Source organism: Burkholderia catarinensis, from assembly GCF_001883705.2.
Classification (GTDB): domain Bacteria; phylum Pseudomonadota; class Gammaproteobacteria; order Burkholderiales; family Burkholderiaceae; genus Burkholderia; species Burkholderia catarinensis.
In genome coordinates this window covers 183,958-200,734 of the sequence record NZ_MDEQ02000014.1, presented here as the reverse complement: position 1 = coordinate 200,734, position 16,777 = coordinate 183,958, and the positions used below count along the sequence as shown (strand labels likewise).

At 67.9% G+C, this 16,777-nt stretch carries 12 protein-coding genes; 8 read left to right on the top strand and 4 right to left on the bottom strand.

The features are described 5' to 3' along the window. The first annotated feature begins 191 nt into the window (after nt 1–191). The gene (gene ybiB, locus BFF94_RS23285) at nt 192–1,166 is read left to right on the top strand and encodes a DNA-binding protein YbiB (RefSeq protein ID WP_128849561.1); all 975 of its coding nucleotides are present in this window, start codon (nt 192–194) and stop codon (nt 1,164–1,166) included. A 380-nt stretch (nt 1,167–1,546) separates the two neighbouring features. Further along, a complete protein-coding gene (gene leuA / locus BFF94_RS23280; RefSeq protein WP_219139905.1) occupies nt 1,547–3,193 on the top strand; it encodes a 2-isopropylmalate synthase in 1,647 nt (548 codons plus the stop codon). A 143-nt stretch (nt 3,194–3,336) separates the two neighbouring features. Here the strand turns inward: leuA and BFF94_RS23275 are convergent, their stop codons facing one another. Further along, nucleotides 3,337–3,720: a nuclear transport factor 2 family protein gene (locus BFF94_RS23275; RefSeq protein WP_128849558.1), complete on the bottom strand. Its 384-nt coding sequence runs from the start codon at nt 3,718–3,720 to the stop codon at nt 3,337–3,339. A gap of 45 nt (nt 3,721–3,765) precedes the next feature. Further along, a complete protein-coding gene (locus BFF94_RS23270; RefSeq protein ID WP_128849555.1) occupies nt 3,766–4,335 on the bottom strand; it encodes an acyloxyacyl hydrolase in 570 nt (189 codons plus the stop codon). Nucleotides 4,336–4,695: 360 nt separating this feature from the next. On the opposite strand from BFF94_RS23270, the gene rpoH reads away from it, so the two are divergent. From rpoH to BFF94_RS23240, 6 genes are all read left to right on the top strand, one after another. Then, nucleotides 4,696–5,631 (top strand): RNA polymerase sigma factor RpoH, encoded by a 936-nt coding sequence (gene rpoH / locus BFF94_RS23265; RefSeq protein ID WP_128849550.1) that lies wholly within the window; start codon nt 4,696–4,698, stop codon nt 5,629–5,631. 351 nt (nt 5,632–5,982) lie between these two features. Beyond that, nucleotides 5,983–6,267 (top strand): cytochrome oxidase putative small subunit CydP, encoded by a 285-nt coding sequence (gene cydP, locus BFF94_RS23260; RefSeq protein ID WP_201260458.1) that lies wholly within the window; start codon nt 5,983–5,985, stop codon nt 6,265–6,267. After that, nucleotides 6,257–7,837 carry a cytochrome ubiquinol oxidase subunit I gene (locus tag BFF94_RS23255; RefSeq protein WP_128849545.1) on the top strand — a complete coding sequence of 527 codons (1,581 nt, stop codon included), beginning with the start codon at nt 6,257–6,259 and terminating at the stop codon, nt 7,835–7,837. The genes cydP and BFF94_RS23255 overlap by 11 nt, the downstream gene beginning before the upstream one ends. Before the next feature lie 31 nt (nt 7,838–7,868). Beyond that, the gene (gene cydB / locus BFF94_RS23250; protein ID WP_128849542.1) at nt 7,869–9,005 is read left to right on the top strand and encodes a cytochrome d ubiquinol oxidase subunit II; all 1,137 of its coding nucleotides are present in this window, start codon (nt 7,869–7,871) and stop codon (nt 9,003–9,005) included. Between the two features lie 53 nt (nt 9,006–9,058). Next, complete coding sequence (gene cydX, locus BFF94_RS23245; protein WP_128849540.1) at nt 9,059–9,175, top strand: cytochrome bd-I oxidase subunit CydX; 117 nt, start codon at nt 9,059–9,061, stop codon at nt 9,173–9,175. 539 nt (nt 9,176–9,714) lie between these two features. Then, on the top strand, nt 9,715–12,198 hold the full coding sequence (locus BFF94_RS23240; RefSeq protein ID WP_219139904.1) for a beta-N-acetylhexosaminidase: 2,484 nt from the start codon (nt 9,715–9,717) through the stop codon (nt 12,196–12,198). 150 nt (nt 12,199–12,348) lie between these two features. On the opposite strand, the gene nagE is transcribed toward BFF94_RS23240, so the two are convergent. Both nagE and ptsP read right to left on the bottom strand, forming a co-directional pair. Further along, nucleotides 12,349–14,112, bottom strand: a complete 1,764-nt coding sequence (nagE, locus tag BFF94_RS23235; RefSeq protein ID WP_219139903.1) for an N-acetylglucosamine-specific PTS transporter subunit IIBC — start codon at nt 14,110–14,112, stop codon at nt 12,349–12,351. 77 nt (nt 14,113–14,189) lie between these two features. Beyond that, a complete protein-coding gene (gene ptsP / locus BFF94_RS23230) occupies nt 14,190–16,772 on the bottom strand; it encodes a phosphoenolpyruvate--protein phosphotransferase (RefSeq protein ID WP_219139902.1) in 2,583 nt (860 codons plus the stop codon). Nucleotides 16,773–16,777: the final 5 nt, after the last annotated feature.

Genomic DNA, 16,777 nt, shown 5'->3' with positions numbered 1-16,777 from the left:
GATGTCTCTCGTAGTCGTATTCGCCGGCAACGGCACGGGCGCGGCGCAGCCGGCGCGCGCACCGCCGGGAACCCGAGTGTAGCGCGACGCGATGCGCGGCCGCGCTGGCGCCGGCCGCCCCCGTGCGATACTCGGGGCATTCCTCACCGCTCACCGCGCGGCCCGATGCCGGCCGCCCGCCCCACGCCCCGATGACTGCCTCCCACGATCCCGCAGCCGTTCCGTTCCCCTGCGCCCGCTTCATCAAGGAAATCGGCCGCGGCCCGAACGGCGCGCGCGCACTGTCCGCCGAGGACACGTTCGAACTCTATCGCGCGATGCTCGACGCGCGCGTGTCGGACGTCGAACTCGGTGCGATCCTGATCGCCTATCGGCTGAAGGGCGAATCCGCCGACGAGCTGGCCGCGATGCTCGCCGCCGCGCAGGCATCGTTCGAGCCCGTGCACGTGCGGGACGCCGCGTTCCGCCCCGTGTCGATCCCGAGCTACAACGGCGCGCGCAAGCAACCGAACCTGGTGCCGCTGCTCGCGCTGCTGCTCGCGCGCGAAGGCGTGCCGGTGCTCGTGCATGGCGTCGAGCGCGATCCCGGCCGCGTGACGAGCGCCGAGATCTTCTCGGCGCTGTCGCTCGCGCCGTCGGCGTCGCACGATGCGATCGAGGACATGCTCGCCGAGCGCCGCGTCGCGTTCGCGCCGATCGAAGCGCTGGCGCCGCGCATCGCGCACCTGCTGTCGATGCGCCGCGTGCTCGGCGTGCGCAACTCGACGCACACGCTCGTGAAGATCCTGCAGCCGTTCGCGCCGGCCGGGCTGCGGCTCGTCAACTACACGCACCCGCCGTACCGCGACAGCCTCGCGCAGTTGTTCCGCGACCACCCCGACGCCGCGCTCGGCGGCGCGCTGCTCGCGCGCGGCACCGAGGGCGAGGCCGTCGCCGACACGCGGCGCCAGGTGCAGGTCGACTGGCTGCATGACGGCGTGTGCGACACGCTGATCGAGGCCGAACGTTCGTCGACCGATACGCCGCCCGTCGCACTGCCCGAATCGCGCGACGCGGCGGCGACGGCCGCGTGGACGGACGCCGTATTGCGCGGCGAGGTGCCGGTGCCCGACACGGTCGCGCGGCAGGTCGCGACGATCGTGCAGATCGCCCGCACCACGCGCTGACGGCGCGGCGGCGATCCGGCCCCGCGCGCCGACCATTTGACACGCGGGCGCATCCTGGCATAGAGTTGCCGTCATGCGTTCCTTTCCGAACACCCTCCGAATTACCGCCGGCCGCCTAGCGCGGCCGCTATCGCTACGACTAGCCTAAGGCTGTCGTAGCGCCGTGTGCTGTCCGCACGGTCCCGCCCAGCAGTTCCTCGCAGTACCCCTCTCGCAGTTTTTACAACCCGAAGTCGTCAGCATTCGTCCGTCTATCCGTCGGTCGATTCGCGAAGATCATTCGCATCCGCAGCGCAATCGCGCGCCGCGGGGCGAGGCAGCGCCAACCATCGCCCATGCCGCCCGTCTTCGCTCGCGACTTGAGACCCGAGGTCCAGAAGATGATGCGCAATCCGCAAAACAAGTACCGTCCGTTCGAGCCCGTCCGCCTCAATGGCCGCAAATGGCCGTCGCGCACCATCGAGCGCGCGCCCGTCTGGATGAGCACCGACCTGCGCGATGGCAACCAGTCGCTGATCGAGCCGATGAGCATCGAGCAGAAGCTCGAGTTCTTCGAGATGCTGGTCGCGATCGGTTTCAAGGAGATCGAAGTCGGTTTTCCGTCGGCGTCGCAAACCGACTTCGATTTCGTCCGCAAGCTGATCGACGACAAGCGGATTCCCGACGACGTGACGATCGAGGTGCTCGTGCAGTCACGCGAGGACCTGATCGCACGCACGTTCGACGCGCTCGAAGGCGTGCCGCGCGCGATCGTGCACCTGTACAACGCGGTCTGCCCGTCGTTCCGCCGCATCGTGTTCGGGATGTCGAAGCACGACGTGAGGGCGCTCGCAGTCGACGGCACGCGCATCGTCAAGGAGCATGCCGCCGCGCGCCCCGACACGCACTGGACCTTCCAGTACTCGCCGGAAACCTTCAGCATGACCGAGCTGACGTTCGCACGCGAGATCTGCGACGCGGTCGCGCAGACGTGGCGCCCGACCCGCGACCACAAGATGATCGTCAACCTGCCGGCCACCGTCGAGGCCGCAAGCCCGAACGTGTTCGCCGACCAGATCGAATGGATGGACCGCAACCTCGCGTACCGCGACAGCATCGTGCTGTCCGTGCATCCGCACAACGATCGCGGCACCGCGGTCGCGGCCGCCGAACTCGCGCTGCTCGCCGGCGCCGACCGCATCGAGGGCTGCCTGTTCGGCAATGGAGAGCGCACCGGCAACGTCGATCTCGTCACGCTCGCGCTGAATCTCTACACGCAGGGCATCGACCCGGGCCTCGATTTCTCCGACATCGACGCGGTGCGCCGCGTCGTCGAACGCTGCAACCAGATTCCCGTGCATCCGCGCCATCCGTACGCCGGCGACCTCGTGTTCACCGCGTTCTCGGGCTCGCACCAGGACGCGATCCGCAAGGGTTTCGCGCAGCAGCGCCCCGACGCGGCCTGGGAAGTGCCGTACCTGCCGATCGACCCGGCCGACCTCGGCCGCAGCTATGACGCGGTGATCCGCGTGAACAGCCAGTCCGGCAAGGGCGGCGCGACGTTCCTGCTCGAACGCGGGATGGGCTTCACGCCGACGCGCCGCGTGCAGATCGAATTCAGCCATGCGGTGCAGACGCTCGCCGACGCGTCCGGCGAGGAAGTGACCGGCGACGCGATCTGCGCGCTGTTCGCCCGCGAATTCTTCGAGACCGACGGCCCGGCCGCGTGTCACGGCAACGGCGCGCGCTGGCGGAACCGCGAGATCGCGGCGGCGCCCGCGGCCGACACGACGCCCGAGGACGCCGTGCGACGTTCGGCCGCAGCATTCGCGGCAGCCGCCGGCGCCGCGATCGACGTCGCGTCGTGCGAACACGCGCGCACGACGGACGGACGGATCGCGGTATCGGTCGGCTGCCGGGTCGGCGATGCGCCGCTGCGGCACGGTGTCGGCCTGCACGCCGATGCGGCGAGCGCCGCGCTCGACGCGGTCGTCAGCGCGATCAACCGTTCGGCATGGCACTGCACGGACCGCCGCGCGGCGGCCTGACCGTCGGGTCTTGATTCAGGGTTCAAACGTCAGCGAGCGGGGCGTGACCGCCCGTGCGCCGCGCGATCCGCGCCGCACGAGGCAGCAAAAAGCGGCCCAGGAGGCCGCTTCGGTCGGGACATGAAAAGGAGCGCCACGCGCGCTCATGTCTCGGTCGCGCACCGCGTCGCCTGCCACGCGAACAGGCACCAGCGGCCCTGCTCGTGGGTATGGACTGACGTATAGGCAATCGGGAAGACCAGGCCGCCGTTGTTCGTTTCCATCTCGATCAACGCGCGCCCGGTGACGACGCAGGTTTCGCCGCCGACCGGCAGCACGTCCTGCGACTGGATTTCGATCTGGCGATAACGGCGGCGGCCGGCGACGATGGCGTCGATGAACTGCTGCTTGGTTTCGCGTTTGCCGTTGGTGTGCACGAAGAACACGTTGTCCGACAACAGCGCGTCGAGCACCTCGCCGTCGCCGTCCACCATCGCCCGGAACCGATCGCGCTCGAGCGCGCGGATCGCATCGACCACCTTCGCCATCGCCTGACTCCTCGGCAACGCGCACGCCGTGCGCGGGCATGCGGATCAGAAGTTGTACTGCACGTAGAACTGGTGGAAATTTATACCAGGATTCGGCTCTTTGATACCCGCGTTAGACACATGTTGAAAACGGTAGCCGACCTGATACTGTTGCCGTTCTCCGAACTGTGCGCCGACGCCCACGACATCCGCGAACTGGAACGACGTCCCCAGCGAAAAATGGTTGGAGATCGTCGGGGAAGTGAGGAACCGGATGCCTGCGCCGGCCTCGATGAACGGGCGCACCTGGCCCGCGCTCTTGATGAAGCGGAACATCGGCGTCGCACCGATCTCGCCGAGGCTGCCGTGAACGTTGCCGCCGGTGTGCCAGTAGCCGACATGGCCTTCCATCACGAACGCGAAGTGCCAGCCGCCGATTTCCCACCAGTTCCAGCCCGGATCCCACACCACGCCGAGATCGGCCTTGTCGATCCCGTGACGATCCGAAAACCCGCCGCCCGCCTGGATCCCCCATCGATCCGCGAATGCCGCACCCGATCCGCCCAGAAGAGACGCCGCCAGCATCGCATGCAGCGCAAGCCGGCTGCGGGGCCGGCGATTCTTCTTATTGTTCATCAGACACTCCAACTTTGTGGGTTGAATGGGGCCTGCCGCCACGGCAGGGCCCGAGCGAACTGAATGTTATGGTAAAGGACTTTTCGGATCGGCATCACGAAGCGAAATGGCTTCCTTCCAAAACGACAAAAATCGAAATCGTCTACTGATTCCCATCAGAAACAATGGTTTACGGAACTTCGCGTCACCGCCTCTGTCGCAGAATAGACTATCAACTCGACTGATTCGATAGAAAAACCGGGAACTCCGATGCCCACGCCCGCTCTAAGGAATTAGCACTCAGATTGCGGGAGTGCTAAGATGGCCCACGGAATTTTATTCGAGACCGGGGGTTTGTCCCTGATTCCAAAGGAGTTTTTAGTGAGCAACGCCCTGACCCTCCCGAACACCCTGAGCCCGGCGCCGGCCAAGGCCGCATCGGCAGGCTCGCTGGCGCTCGCAGCTCAATCGATGTTGCCGGGCCAGCTTGGCAACATCGACGCGTATATCCAGGCCGTCAATCGCATTCCGCTGCTGACGGCCGAAGAGGAACGCCAGTACGCGACCGAATTCCGCGAAGACAACAACCTCGACTCGGCGCGCCGCCTCGTGCTGTCGCACCTGCGGCTGGTCGTGTCGATCGCGCGCAACTATCTCGGCTACGGCCTGCCGCACGGCGACCTGATCCAGGAAGGCAACATCGGCCTGATGAAGGCCGTGAAGCGCTTCGATCCGGCCCAGAACGTGCGCCTCGTGTCGTACGCGATCCACTGGATCAAGGCCGAGATCCACGAGTACATCCTGCGCAACTGGCGCACGGTGAAGGTCGCGACGACCAAGTCGCAACGCAAGCTGTTCTTCAACCTGCGCAGCCACAAGAAAGGCCTGCAGGCGATGACGCCCGAGGAGATCGACGGCCTCGCGAAGGAGCTCAACGTCAAGCGCGAAGACGTGACCGAAATGGAAACGCGCCTGTCGGGCGGCGACATCGCACTCGAAGGGCAGGTGGAAGATGGCGAGGAGTCGTACGCGCCGATCGCCTACCTGGCCGATTCGCACAACGAGCCGACCGCCGTGCTCGCCGCCCGTCAGCGCGACACGTTGCAGACGGACGGCATCGCACAGGCGCTCGACGCGCTCGACGCGCGCAGCCGCCGCATCATCGAGGCGCGCTGGCTGCACGTCGACGACGACGGCTCGGGCGGCTCGACGCTGCATGATCTCGCCGCCGAGTTCGGCGTATCGGCGGAACGCATCCGCCAGATCGAAGCGAGCGCGATGAAAAAAATGCGCACCGCCCTCGCCGAGTACGCATAAATCCCTGGCGATTCAGAGCGCATCGTCAAAAACCGCTGCCCGACCGGCAGCGGTTTTTTTTCGTCCGTCTTTTCCCCTGCTTTTCATCCGCTTCTCCGCTCGTTTCTCCGCCGATTAATTGACCTGATTCATCAGGCAATAGGCCGTTGGCGCGCCCCTTCCGCATAACCTTGATCTGCCTCAATTTTCTGCCCGTGTTTCGCGACGGTCTGCCGCAGCGCAGCACTCGGCATCGGAAAGCCTTCCTTTTAAAATTGGTATGTCCGGCGCAAAAGGATTAAAACAGCTTCACGGCCGTCATAAATCCGACGTAACGTCGCCCCCAAAACCGTCCTAAATCGATTCAGGATAATCGCCTTGATCTCGATCAATAAAGAGCCTGCGCCGCCGCCCCCGCGGCCGGACGGCACGATCGGCTGGCGCGCGCGCATCGCCGCGTGGGCACGCGGACCGACCCTCGCCCGCGACATCACCCTGGTGCTGATCGTCAAGCTGATCCTCCTGATGTCGCTCAAATACGCATTCTTCAATCATCCGCAGGCCGAGCACATGTCGTTGCCGCCTGCCGCCGTCGCCGAGAAGCTGCTCTCGGTGCCGGCGCCTGCATCTACCGAGGGAGACCACCATGATAAGTAGTGAAGTCGTCGATCTGTCACGTCTGCAGTTCGGCATCACGGCGCTCTACCACTTCCTGTTCGTGCCGCTGACGCTCGGCCTGTCCTGGCTGCTCGTCATCATGGAAGCCGTCTACGTGATGACCGGCAAGCAGGTCTACAAGGACATGACCCAGTTCTGGGGCAAGCTGTTCGGCATCAACTTCGCGATGGGCGTGACGACCGGCATCACGCTCGAATTCCAGTTCGGCACGAACTGGTCGTACTACTCGCACTATGTCGGCGACATCTTCGGCGTGCCGCTCGCGGTCGAAGGCCTGATGGCGTTCTTCCTCGAATCGACGTTCGTCGGCCTGTTCTTCTTCGGCTGGAACCGCCTGTCGAAGGTCAAGCACCTGATGGTCACGTTCCTCGTCGCGCTGGGCTCGAACCTGTCCGCGCTGTGGATCCTCGTCGCGAACGGCTGGATGAACAACCCGGTCGGCGCCGAGTTCAACTACCAGACGATGCGCATGGAGATGACGAGCCTGTTCGACGTGCTGTTCAATCCGGTCGCGCAGGTGAAGTTCGTGCACACGGTGTCGGCCGGCTACGTGTCGGCGGCGATGTTCGTGCTCGGCGTGTCGTCGTGGTACCTGCTGAAGAAACGCGACATCGACTTCGCGCTGCGCTCGTTTGCGGTCGCGGCCGGCTTCGGCCTCGCGGCGACGCTCTGCGTGATCGTGCTCGGCGACGAATCGGGCTATACGACCGGCGAAGTGCAGCAGATGAAGCTCGCCGCGATCGAGTCGGAATGGGAAACGGCGCCCGCGCCGGCCTCGTTCACGCTGATCGGCATTCCGAACCAGGAGGAACAGCGCACCGACTACGCGATCAAGATCCCGTACGCGCTCGGCCTGATCGCGACGCGCTCGATCGACGAACCCGTCATCGGCCTCAAGGATCTGATGAAGCACAGCGAGGAGCACATCCAGAGCGGGATGATCGCGTACGGCGCGCTGCAGAAGATCAAGGAAGGCGACACCAGTGCGGCGACGCACGCGCTGTTCGACCAGCACAAGCAGTATCTCGGCTACGGGCTGATGCTCAAGCAGTTCACGCCGAACGTGGTCGACGCGACGCCCGAACAGATCAAGGCGGCCGCGAAGAAAACGATCCCGCCGGTCGCGCCCGTGTTCTTCTCGTTCCGGATCATGGTGGCCCTCGGCTTCCTGTTCGTCGCGACGTTCGTTGCCGCCTTCTGGTTCTGCGCGCGCCGCGAACTGCTGCAGGACAACCGCCGCTGGTTCCTGCGCTACGCGGTGTGGGCGATCCCGCTGCCGTGGATCGCGATCGAATTCGGCTGGATCGTCGCCGAGCTCGGCCGCCAGCCGTGGACGATCGCGGGCGTGCTGCCGACGCACCTGTCCGCGTCGAGCCTGACACCGAACGACCTGTACCTGAGTCTCGCGGGCTTCATCCTGTTCTACACCGCGCTGTTCGTCATCGAGATCAAGCTGATGTTCAAGTACGCGCGCCTCGGCCCGTCGTCGCTGCATACCGGCCGCTATCACCACGAACTCGCGGACGCCAGCGAGCGTGCCCCGGCGTGAGCACGCCCCCGAAACGGAACAAGGAATCGCTATGGACTATGCAACTCTCAAGCTGATCTGGTGGCTGCTCGTCGGCGTGCTGCTGATCGGCTTCGCCGTCACCGACGGCTTCGACATGGGCGCGACCGCGCTGCTGCCGTTCCTCGGCAAGACCGACGACGAGCGCCGCATCATCGTCAACACCGTCGGCGCGACGTGGGAAGGCAACCAGGTGTGGCTGATCACGGCCGGCGGCGCGATGTTCGCCGCCTGGCCGCTCGTCTACGCGGCGTCGTTCTCGGGCTTCTACTTCGCGATGCTGCTCGTGCTGTTCGCGCTGTTCTTCCGGCCGGTGGGCTTCGACTACCGCAGCAAGCGGCCCGACCCGCGCTGGCGCGCGGGCTGGGACTGGGGCCTGTTCGCCGGCGGCTTCGTGCCGGCGCTCGTGTTCGGCGTCGCGTTCGGCAACCTGCTGCAGGGCGTGCCGTTCAAGTTCGACAGCGACCTGCGCGTGACCTACTACGGCAGCTTCTGGGCGCTGCTGAATCCGTTCGCGCTGCTGTGCGGGCTCGTCAGCCTCACGATGCTCGTCGCGCACGGCGCCGCGTTCATCAAGATGAAGACCGACGGCGTGATCGCGCGCCGTGCATCGATCGCGCTGCGGGTGGCGTCGCTCCTCGCAGTCGTGCTGTTCGTGCTGGCCGGCGTGCTGGTCGCGTCGACCATCGGCGGCTTCCACATCACGAACGCCGCGCCGACCGACTCGGTCGCGAACCCGCTGCTCAAGGACGTCGCCGCCGGCTCGGGCCTGTGGCTCGCGAACTACGGCGAATTCCCGTGGATGATCGCGGCGCCCGTCGTCGGCATCGCGGGCGGGCTGCTCGCGCTGCTGCTCGCCGGCTCGAAGCAGGAGAAAACGGCGTTCTTCTGCACGGGGCTGATGATCGCCGGCGTGATCCTGACCGCGGGCTTCTCGATGTTCCCGTTCATCATGCCGTCGTCGCTCGACCCGCGCAGCAGCCTGACCGTGTGGGACTCGACATCGAGCCAGAAGACGCTGCAGGTGATGCTGTTCGCGGTGATCGTGTTCCTGCCGATCGTCCTGATCTACACGAGCTGGGTGTATCGCGTGATGCGCGGCAAGGTCACGCACCAGACGCTCGAAGAGAACAAGCACTCGATGTATTGAACCGGACCGGGGCGCGCGCGCCCCCCGTCCACCGTTTCGCAAGGAGTCGGATCATGTGGTATTTCAGCTGGATTCTCGGTATCGGCGTCGCGCTGTCGTTCGGCATCGTCAACGCGATGTGGCTCGAAGCGCGGCAGAAGACGCAGGAAGCACGCGTGCGCCGCGACTGACGCGCGTGCGGCCGATCGCGCCGCCGCCGTCCGGAAGGAACCTCGCCTCGCGCGAGGTTTTTTTTCGTCCCGGCCGGCCGGACAGGCCCCGCGCACCGATGCCAATTTAGCGCCAGATTGATACCACTTGAATACCAATAAAAGGTTTCATAAGATCTTTGGACACGGCCGCTGACAGGCCGAATCCATCTGGGTGGGGGAGACATGCGAATCCCGTATGTGGCGCACGCCTGCGCGCCGTGTCGCCGTGCGTCCGCCGTCGCGATCGTGCACGGCCGGACGAACGCAGCCGGCTGCAGTTGCGTCGCCGCCGTGGCGACTGCCGTGCGCCGCCGATGAGTACGCGCACACCGCCCCGCCGATCCGATCGGCACGCGTGCCCGCCCCCCGTTCCGTAACGCACGCCCTCGCGTGCCGAATGCGCGCGGTGCAGTTGCTTCGCCCCGCGTGCTGGTATCACCCGCAGCTCCACTGAAAAACCCGATCGCAGCGACGTCGCCTTACGACGCCGCTACGCCCTCTTTTCCTCAGGAGTTCGAATGAAGCACACCTTGCCATCCATCATTGCCGGCCTGCTGATCGCGGCGCTGTCGCCTGCCGCGATCTCCGCGCAGCCGGCGTCGATCGCCGCTGTCGCGACCGCCGGCGCCGCACAATCGGCCGCGGGACCGGCCAGTCTCGCGGCGCTGCTGTCGAACGGCCTCGCGTTGCGCGTCGCCGTCGACAACAACCACGCGGCCGCGGCCGGCGTGCCGTGCGCCGATCTCGGCGCCGACGGCGCGGCCTGCGCGACGGGCCGCCTGATCCTGCAGAATCGCGGCCACCAGGCGATCGCCGACGGCGGCTGGAAGCTCTACCTGCACAGCATCCGCCGCCTGCTGCGGATCGACCGTCCGGGCTTCGCGCTGCGGCGGCTCACCGGCGACCTGTACGAACTGACGCCGCAGCCGGGCTCGGTGCGGCTCGCGCCCGGCGAGCGCATCGAGCTGCCGTTCGTCGCCGAATACTGGCTGCTGCGCTACAGCGACGTGATTCCGCGCCCGTATGTCGTCGTCGACGGCGCGCCGCCGGCCGTGCTCCGCTACAACGACACCGACGACGAGCTGCGCTACGTCGAATCGCTGCCGGCCGACGCGCAGAACAACTCGACCGGCAACGCACCGCCCGTGGCCGCACGGCCCGACGCGAGCCGCGCGCTGCCGAGCGTGAAGCGCGAGCAGCCGCTGCCCGGCACGCTCGACCTGCGCGGCGTCGAGCTCGCGCTGCCGGACCTGCCGGACGCGCAGGTCGCGGCGCTGCGCGAACGCGCGACGACACTCGGGCTCGACGGCGCACGCGTACCGGTCCGCGGCGCCGTCGCTCCGCGCCGGCTGCCGGCCGACATCGCCATGCCAGGCGGCTACCGGCTCGCGATCGGGCCGCGCGGCGTGCTGATCGAAAGCTACGATCGCGCGGGCCTCTACTACGGCGTGCAGACGCTCTTCTCGCTCGCGCCCGCCGGCGGCGGCCCGATCCCGGCGATGCTCGTCGAGGATGCGCCGCGCTTCACGCATCGCGGGATGCACGTCGATCTCGCGCGCAACTTCAAGCACCCGGCGACGCTGCGCCGCCTGATCGACCAGATGAGCGCGTACAAGCTCAACCGCCTGCACCTGCACCTGTCCGACGACGAGGGCTGGCGCATCGAGATCCCCGGCCTGCCCGAGCTGACCGGGATCGGCTCACGCCGCTGCCACGACCCGAGCGAGACGCGCTGCCTGCTGCCGCAGCTAGGCTCCGGCCCGGACAACCGGTCGGGCGGCGGCTACCTGACGCGCGACGACTACGTGGCGCTCGTGCGCTACGCCGCCACGCGCTTCGTCGAGATCATCCCCGAGATCGACATGCCCGCGCATGCGCGCGCGGCGGTCGTAACGATGGAGGCGCGCTATCGACGGCTCCATGCGGCCGGCCGCGAGCAGGAAGCGAACGCGTACCGGCTGCTCGATCCGCAGGACACGTCGAACCTGCTGACGGTGCAGTTCTACGACCGGCGCAGCGACCTGAACCCGTGCGTGCCGGGCGCGCTCAATTTCGCGTCGAAGGTCATCCGCGAGATCGCGGCGATGCACGCGGACGCGCAGGCGCCGCTGCACATCTGGCACTACGGCGGCGACGAAGCGAAGAACATCCTGCTCGGCGCAGGCTTCCAGCCGCTGAACGGCACCGACCCGAACAAGGGCCGCATCGATCTCGCCGCGCAGGACAAGCCGTGGGCACGTTCGCCCGCGTGCGCGGCGCTGCTACAGCGCGGGGAGATCAAGTCGATCGACGAGCTGCCGACGCGTTTCGCGAAACAGGTGAGCGCGGCGGTCAACGCGAACGGGATCGACACGATGGCCGCGTGGCAGGACGGCATCAAGCATGCGAACGGACCGCAGGATTTCAGCACGCGCCACGTGATGGTGTCGCTGTGGGACACGATCTTCTGGGGCGCGTCGGACAGCGCGCGCGACCTGAGCGGCAAGGGCTACCTGACGGTGCTGGCGTTGCCCGACTACCTGTACTTCGACTTCCCGTACACGCTCAACCCGCGCGAGCGCGGCTACTACTGGGGCTCGCACGCGACGGACGAGTACAAGGTGTTCTCGTTCGCGCCCGAGAACCTGCCGCAGAACGCCGAAGTGATGGGCGACCGTGACGGCAACGCATTCGAGGTGACGGGCACGGGCCCCGCGCCGCGCATCGAAGGCATGCAGGGGCAGGCGTGGGGCGAGGTGATGCGCAACGACGCCTTCCTCGAATACATGGCCTATCCGCGGCTGCTCGCGCTCGCCGAGCGCGCGTGGCACCGGGCCGACTGGGAGCTGCCGTACGCGGCCGGCGTGCGTTACAAGCGCGACGACACGCATCACGTCGACACGGCCGCGCTGCAGCGCGACTGGGCCGGTTTCGCGACGCTGCTCACGCAACGCGAATTGCCGAAGCTCGACCGGGCCGGCATCGGCTACCGGAAGCCGACCTTCACGCTGACGAACCCGTGAGCGGCTGAGCGGCCGAGCGATGCGCGATGCGGATGAACGCATCGCGCCATCGCCCGCACCAAAGAAAAACGGCTTGCGACGCATCGCAAGCCGTTTTCATTTTGCCGGCCGGCCCGAATCCGCGGCGCGGATCCGGCCGGCTTCGTCGCATCAGGCCGGCTGTGCGGCCGCGCCGCCGCCCGACGGCGGCAGGCGCGCGCCGAGCTGTTCGGCATAGCGTGCCGCCGCGTTGCCGCAGACGATGTGGAACGTGTCGAGCGACACCCAGGCGACATCGAGCGCGCCGAGACGATCGCGATCGACCGCAGACGGATCGCGCACGACGACGCGCAGGCGCGTGGTCGCGATCGCGTCGAGCGACACGACGTTGGTCGCCCCGCCGAACACCGCGAGCCAGCGGGCCGGCTCCGGGTCGAGCGGGCCGGCGGCCGCGCCCGTGACAGGCTGCGCCGCGGCGGCCGTCGCCGTCGACGCTGCGCCGGCCGCGCCGCTGCCGATCGCCGTGCGCATTTCGTCGGCGATGATGTCGGCCTCGGGCCCGATGATCACCTGCACGCTGTTGCCGCCGCGCTTGAGCACGCCGCGCGCGCCGATCGACTTCAGTTCAGGCTCCGATACCTTCTCCGGATCGACGACGGTCAGGCGCAGGCGCGTCGTGCATGCGTCGACGACCGACAGGTTGCCCGCACCGCCGAGCGCGGCGATATAGCGTTGCGCACGCGGCGCGGCAGCGGCTGCGCCCGCCGCCGGTGCGACGAAGCCGCCCGACGCGTACGACTCGGCCGCCGCATCGGCCGAGGCCGGCTCGCGGCCCGGCGTCGCCATGTTGAACTTGCGGATGAAGAAGCGGAACAGCCCGTAGTACGCGACGCCGTACGCGATGCCGAGCGGAATCGCGATCCAGCCCTTCGTCGACAGCCCGTAGTTCAGCACGTAGTCGATCGCGCCGGCCGAGAACGTGAAGCCGAGCTTCACGCCGACGAGCTGGCAGATCGCGAGCGACAGCCCCGTCAGCACCGCGTGGATCACGTACAGCACCGGCGCGAGGAACATGAAGCTGAATTCGATCGGCTCGGTCACGCCGGTCAGGAACGACGTGAGCGCCATCGAGAGCAGCAGGCCGCCGACCATCGCGCGGCGCTCCTTCGGCGCTTCGTGCAGCATCGCGAGACACGCGGCCGGCAGGCCGAACATCATGATCGGGAAGAAGCCGGCCATGAAGGTGCCCGCGGTCGAGTCGCCCGCGAAGAAGCGGTGCAGGTCGCCGTGCACGATCTCGCCGCCGGCGGGCGGCGTGAAGTTGCCGAACACGAACCACGCGAGCGAGTTGATGATGTGGTGCAGGCCCGTAACGAGCAGCAGGCGGTTCAGGAAGCCGAACACGAACGCGCCGATCGCGCCCGCCGTCGTCAGCCACTGGCCGGCCGCATCGATCGCATGCTGGACCGGCTGCCACACGTACCCGAACGCGATGCCGAGTATCACGCAGACCAGCCCCGTGATGATCGGCACGAACCGTTTGCCGCCGAAGAACGCGAGGTAGTCGGGCAGCTTGATGTCCTTGTAGCGGTTGTACAGCAAGCCCGCCACCACGCCCGCGATGATCCCGGACAGCACGCCCATGTTCAGCTTGGGATCGATGTCCTTCATGATCGCGGTTTCGATCAGGTAGCCGATCGCGCCCGCGAGCGCCGCCACGCCGTTGTTGTCCTTCGCGAAGCCGACCGCCACGCCGATCGCGAACAGCAGCGGCAGGTTGTCGAAGATCGCACCGCCGGCGTCGGCGATCATCTTGATGTTGAACACGTCCGGCTGGCCGAGTCGCAGCAGGATGCCGGCGACCGGCAATACCGCGATCGGCAGCATCAGTGCCCGGCCCAGGCCCTGTATCTTCAGAAACGGATTCCCGTCCATTCAGTCCTCCAATCCTTGTCTCGTCGTTGACTTAATTGCTCTCGTGGTGAAACGGCTCGCGGGCCTGCCTTCGACGCTCAGTCGAGCGGCCAGACCTCGCGGCTTGCTGCCCTTACCGCCTGTGCCGAATCGAGCGCGAGCAGATCCTGCGCGCGCTGGCGGCACAGCTGGTAATCGAGACGGCGCACACGCGCCTTGATGCCCGGCACCGACACGGGGTCGACCGACAGTTCGGTCACGCCGAGGCCCACCAGAATCGGCACCGCGAGCGGATCGCCGCCGAGCGCACCGCACACGCCGACCCACTTGCCGTGCTTCTCGGCGCCGCGCACCGCGATGTCGATCAGGCGCAGCACGGCCGGATGCAGGCCGTCGGACTGCGCGGCCAGGTCGGCCTGGCAGCGGTCCATCGCGAGCGTGTACTGCGTCAGGTCATTGGTGCCGATCGACAGGAAATCCGCGTGTTGCGCGAGCTGGTCGGCCAGCAGCGCGGCCGACGGCACCTCGATCATCACGCCGACCTCGATCGGCTCGGTGCGGCCCTGCGCGCGCGCGAATTCGTCGATGCGCTTTCTCAAGCGCACGAGCTCGCCCGCATCGGTGACCATCGGCAGCAGGATGCGCACCGCGCCGAGCGGCTTCACCGCGAGCAGGCCCTGTAACTGATCGTCGAGCAGATCGGGGCGCACCTGCGCGAGGCGGATGCCGCGCAGGCCGAGCGCCGGATTCGGTTCGGGCGGCAGCGTCAGGTAGTCGACTTCCTTGTCGGCGCCGACGTCGAGCGTGCGGATGATCGCCGTGCGGCCCTGCAGCGCGTCGACGATCGACTGGTAGCTCTGCTGGTGTTCGACGACCGTCGGCGCGGCCTGGCGATGGATGAACATCAGCTCGGTGCGCAGCAGGCCAACGGCGTCCGCGCCGTTGTCGACCGCGGTGTTCGCGTCGTCGAGCGTCGCGATGTTCGCGGCGACCTCGATCGCGCGGCCGTCGACCGTCGCGGCGGTAACGCCTGCCAGTTGCCGGTTCGCTTCGCGCACGCCGTCCAGGCGCTGGCGCTCGTGCCGCGCGCGCTCGACGTCGAGCGCGGTCGGCGCGTGTTCGAGACGGCCCGCACTCGCGTCGACGACCACCTGCGTGCCGTCCGGAATCGCGTACAGCGCGTCGCCGACCGCAACCAGCGCCGGAATGCCGAACTGCCGCGCGATGATCGCCGCGTGCGACGTCGCGCCGCCGCGCGCCATCACGAGCGCGCTCACGCGCCGGCGATCGAGCGACGACAGGTCCGACGGCGTGAATTCCTCGGCCGCGAGCACGGCCTCGTCGGGCAGCGCACGCGCCGCGCCGTTCGTGTGGCCGAGCGCGCGCAGCACGCGCTTCTCGATGTCGCGCAGGTCGGCCGCGCGTTCGGCGAGCAGCGCGTCGTCGAGCTTTGACAGCGTGTCGATCTGCGTGCGGATCGTCGCGCGCCACGCGAAGCCCGCGCTCTTGCCGAGGCTGATCAGGTCGCGCGCCGCGTCGATCAGCGTCGGATCCTCGAGCAGCACGCGATGCACCGCGAAGATGCCCGCTTCGCCGACCGCGCCGCGCGCCGATGCGTTGCGCACCGTTTCGTCGAGTTCGCCGTCGACGGTCTTCAGCGCCTGGTCGAGCCGGCGGCTTTCCGCGGCGGGCGTGCCGGATGCCTGCTCGGGCGGCACGATTTCCGCATCGTCGAGACGCACCAGCGTGCCGACCGCGATGCCGGGCGCCGCGCACACGCCCGCGAGCGTGTTCGGGTCGATCTGTGCTCCTACGTTGCGCGCGACCGTCTGCGGCGCGGGCGACTTCAGCCGCGCCGGCTGTTCCTCGACTTCGCCGTGCGCTTCGCGCAGCAGCTCGTGTTCGACCGCATCGACGGCCTGCTGCGCGTGCGCGCCGCGGCCGACCAGTTCGACCGTCGCGCCTTCGCCGGCGCCGAGGCCAAGCAGGCCGACGACGCTCGCGATCGACGCCTTGCGGCCGTCGAACTGCACGTCGACGGTCGCATCGAACCCGCGCACGGCTTCACGCGCCCGCGCGGCCGGCCGCGCATGCAGGCCGCCCGGCTGCGCCAGCACGATCTCGCGGCGCACTTCGTTCATCGCCGCCGCGCCGGCTTGTGCCGCCTGCGCGGCCGCTTCGCCCTTGCCGCGCAGCGCGAGCAGCGGCGTCTCGCCGGCCGTCGCGAAACCGCTCGCGCGGTCGACGACCTCGAACGCGTCGGAGTTCGCGATCGCGATCACCGACACGAGCGAGTGCGCGCTGCGCGCGACCGCGTCCTGGTCGAACTCGATCAGCAGATCGCCCGCTTCGACGCGCGCGCCGGCCTCGACGTGCGCGGCGAAGCCCTGCCCGTTCAGCTCGACGGTGTCGATGCCGATGTGCAGCAGCACTTCCGCGCCTTGCGGCGTCGTGATCGTCACCGCGTGGCCCGTGCGCGCGAGATGCGACACGATGCCCGCGCACGGCGCGACGAGCTGGCCCGCGAGCGGGTCGATGCCGATGCCGTCGCCGAACATCCCGCCGGAGAACACCGGATCGGGCACGTCGGCCAGCGCGACGATCGGCCCCGTCAAGGGGCTAAGCAGGACGATCTGATCGTGGGTGGGGCTCTTCAACTGGGACTCCTCGGCGCGTCTCATCGGCT

What these genes read in the sequence shown, in the direction of transcription:
- BFF94_RS23275 (WP_128849558.1), bottom strand. Translation starts at nt 3,720, where the DNA reads ATGGCGAAGGTGGTCGATGCGATCCGCGCGCTCGAGCGCGATCGGTTC.
- cydX (WP_128849540.1), top strand. Translation starts at nt 9,059, where the DNA reads ATGTGGTATTTCAGCTGGATTCTCGGTATCGGCGTCGCGCTGTCGTTC.
- leuA (WP_219139905.1), top strand. Translation starts at nt 1,547, where the DNA reads ATGATGCGCAATCCGCAAAACAAGTACCGTCCGTTCGAGCCCGTCCGC.
- ptsP (WP_219139902.1), bottom strand. Translation starts at nt 16,772, where the DNA reads ATGAGACGCGCCGAGGAGTCCCAGTTGAAGAGCCCCACCCACGATCAG.
- BFF94_RS23270 (WP_128849555.1), bottom strand. Translation starts at nt 4,335, where the DNA reads ATGAACAATAAGAAGAATCGCCGGCCCCGCAGCCGGCTTGCGCTGCAT.
- BFF94_RS23255 (WP_128849545.1), top strand. Translation starts at nt 6,257, where the DNA reads ATGATAAGTAGTGAAGTCGTCGATCTGTCACGTCTGCAGTTCGGCATC.
- nagE (WP_219139903.1), bottom strand. Translation starts at nt 14,112, where the DNA reads ATGGACGGGAATCCGTTTCTGAAGATACAGGGCCTGGGCCGGGCACTG.
- ybiB (WP_128849561.1), top strand. Translation starts at nt 192, where the DNA reads ATGACTGCCTCCCACGATCCCGCAGCCGTTCCGTTCCCCTGCGCCCGC.
- cydB (WP_128849542.1), top strand. Translation starts at nt 7,869, where the DNA reads ATGGACTATGCAACTCTCAAGCTGATCTGGTGGCTGCTCGTCGGCGTG.
- BFF94_RS23240 (WP_219139904.1), top strand. Translation starts at nt 9,715, where the DNA reads ATGAAGCACACCTTGCCATCCATCATTGCCGGCCTGCTGATCGCGGCG.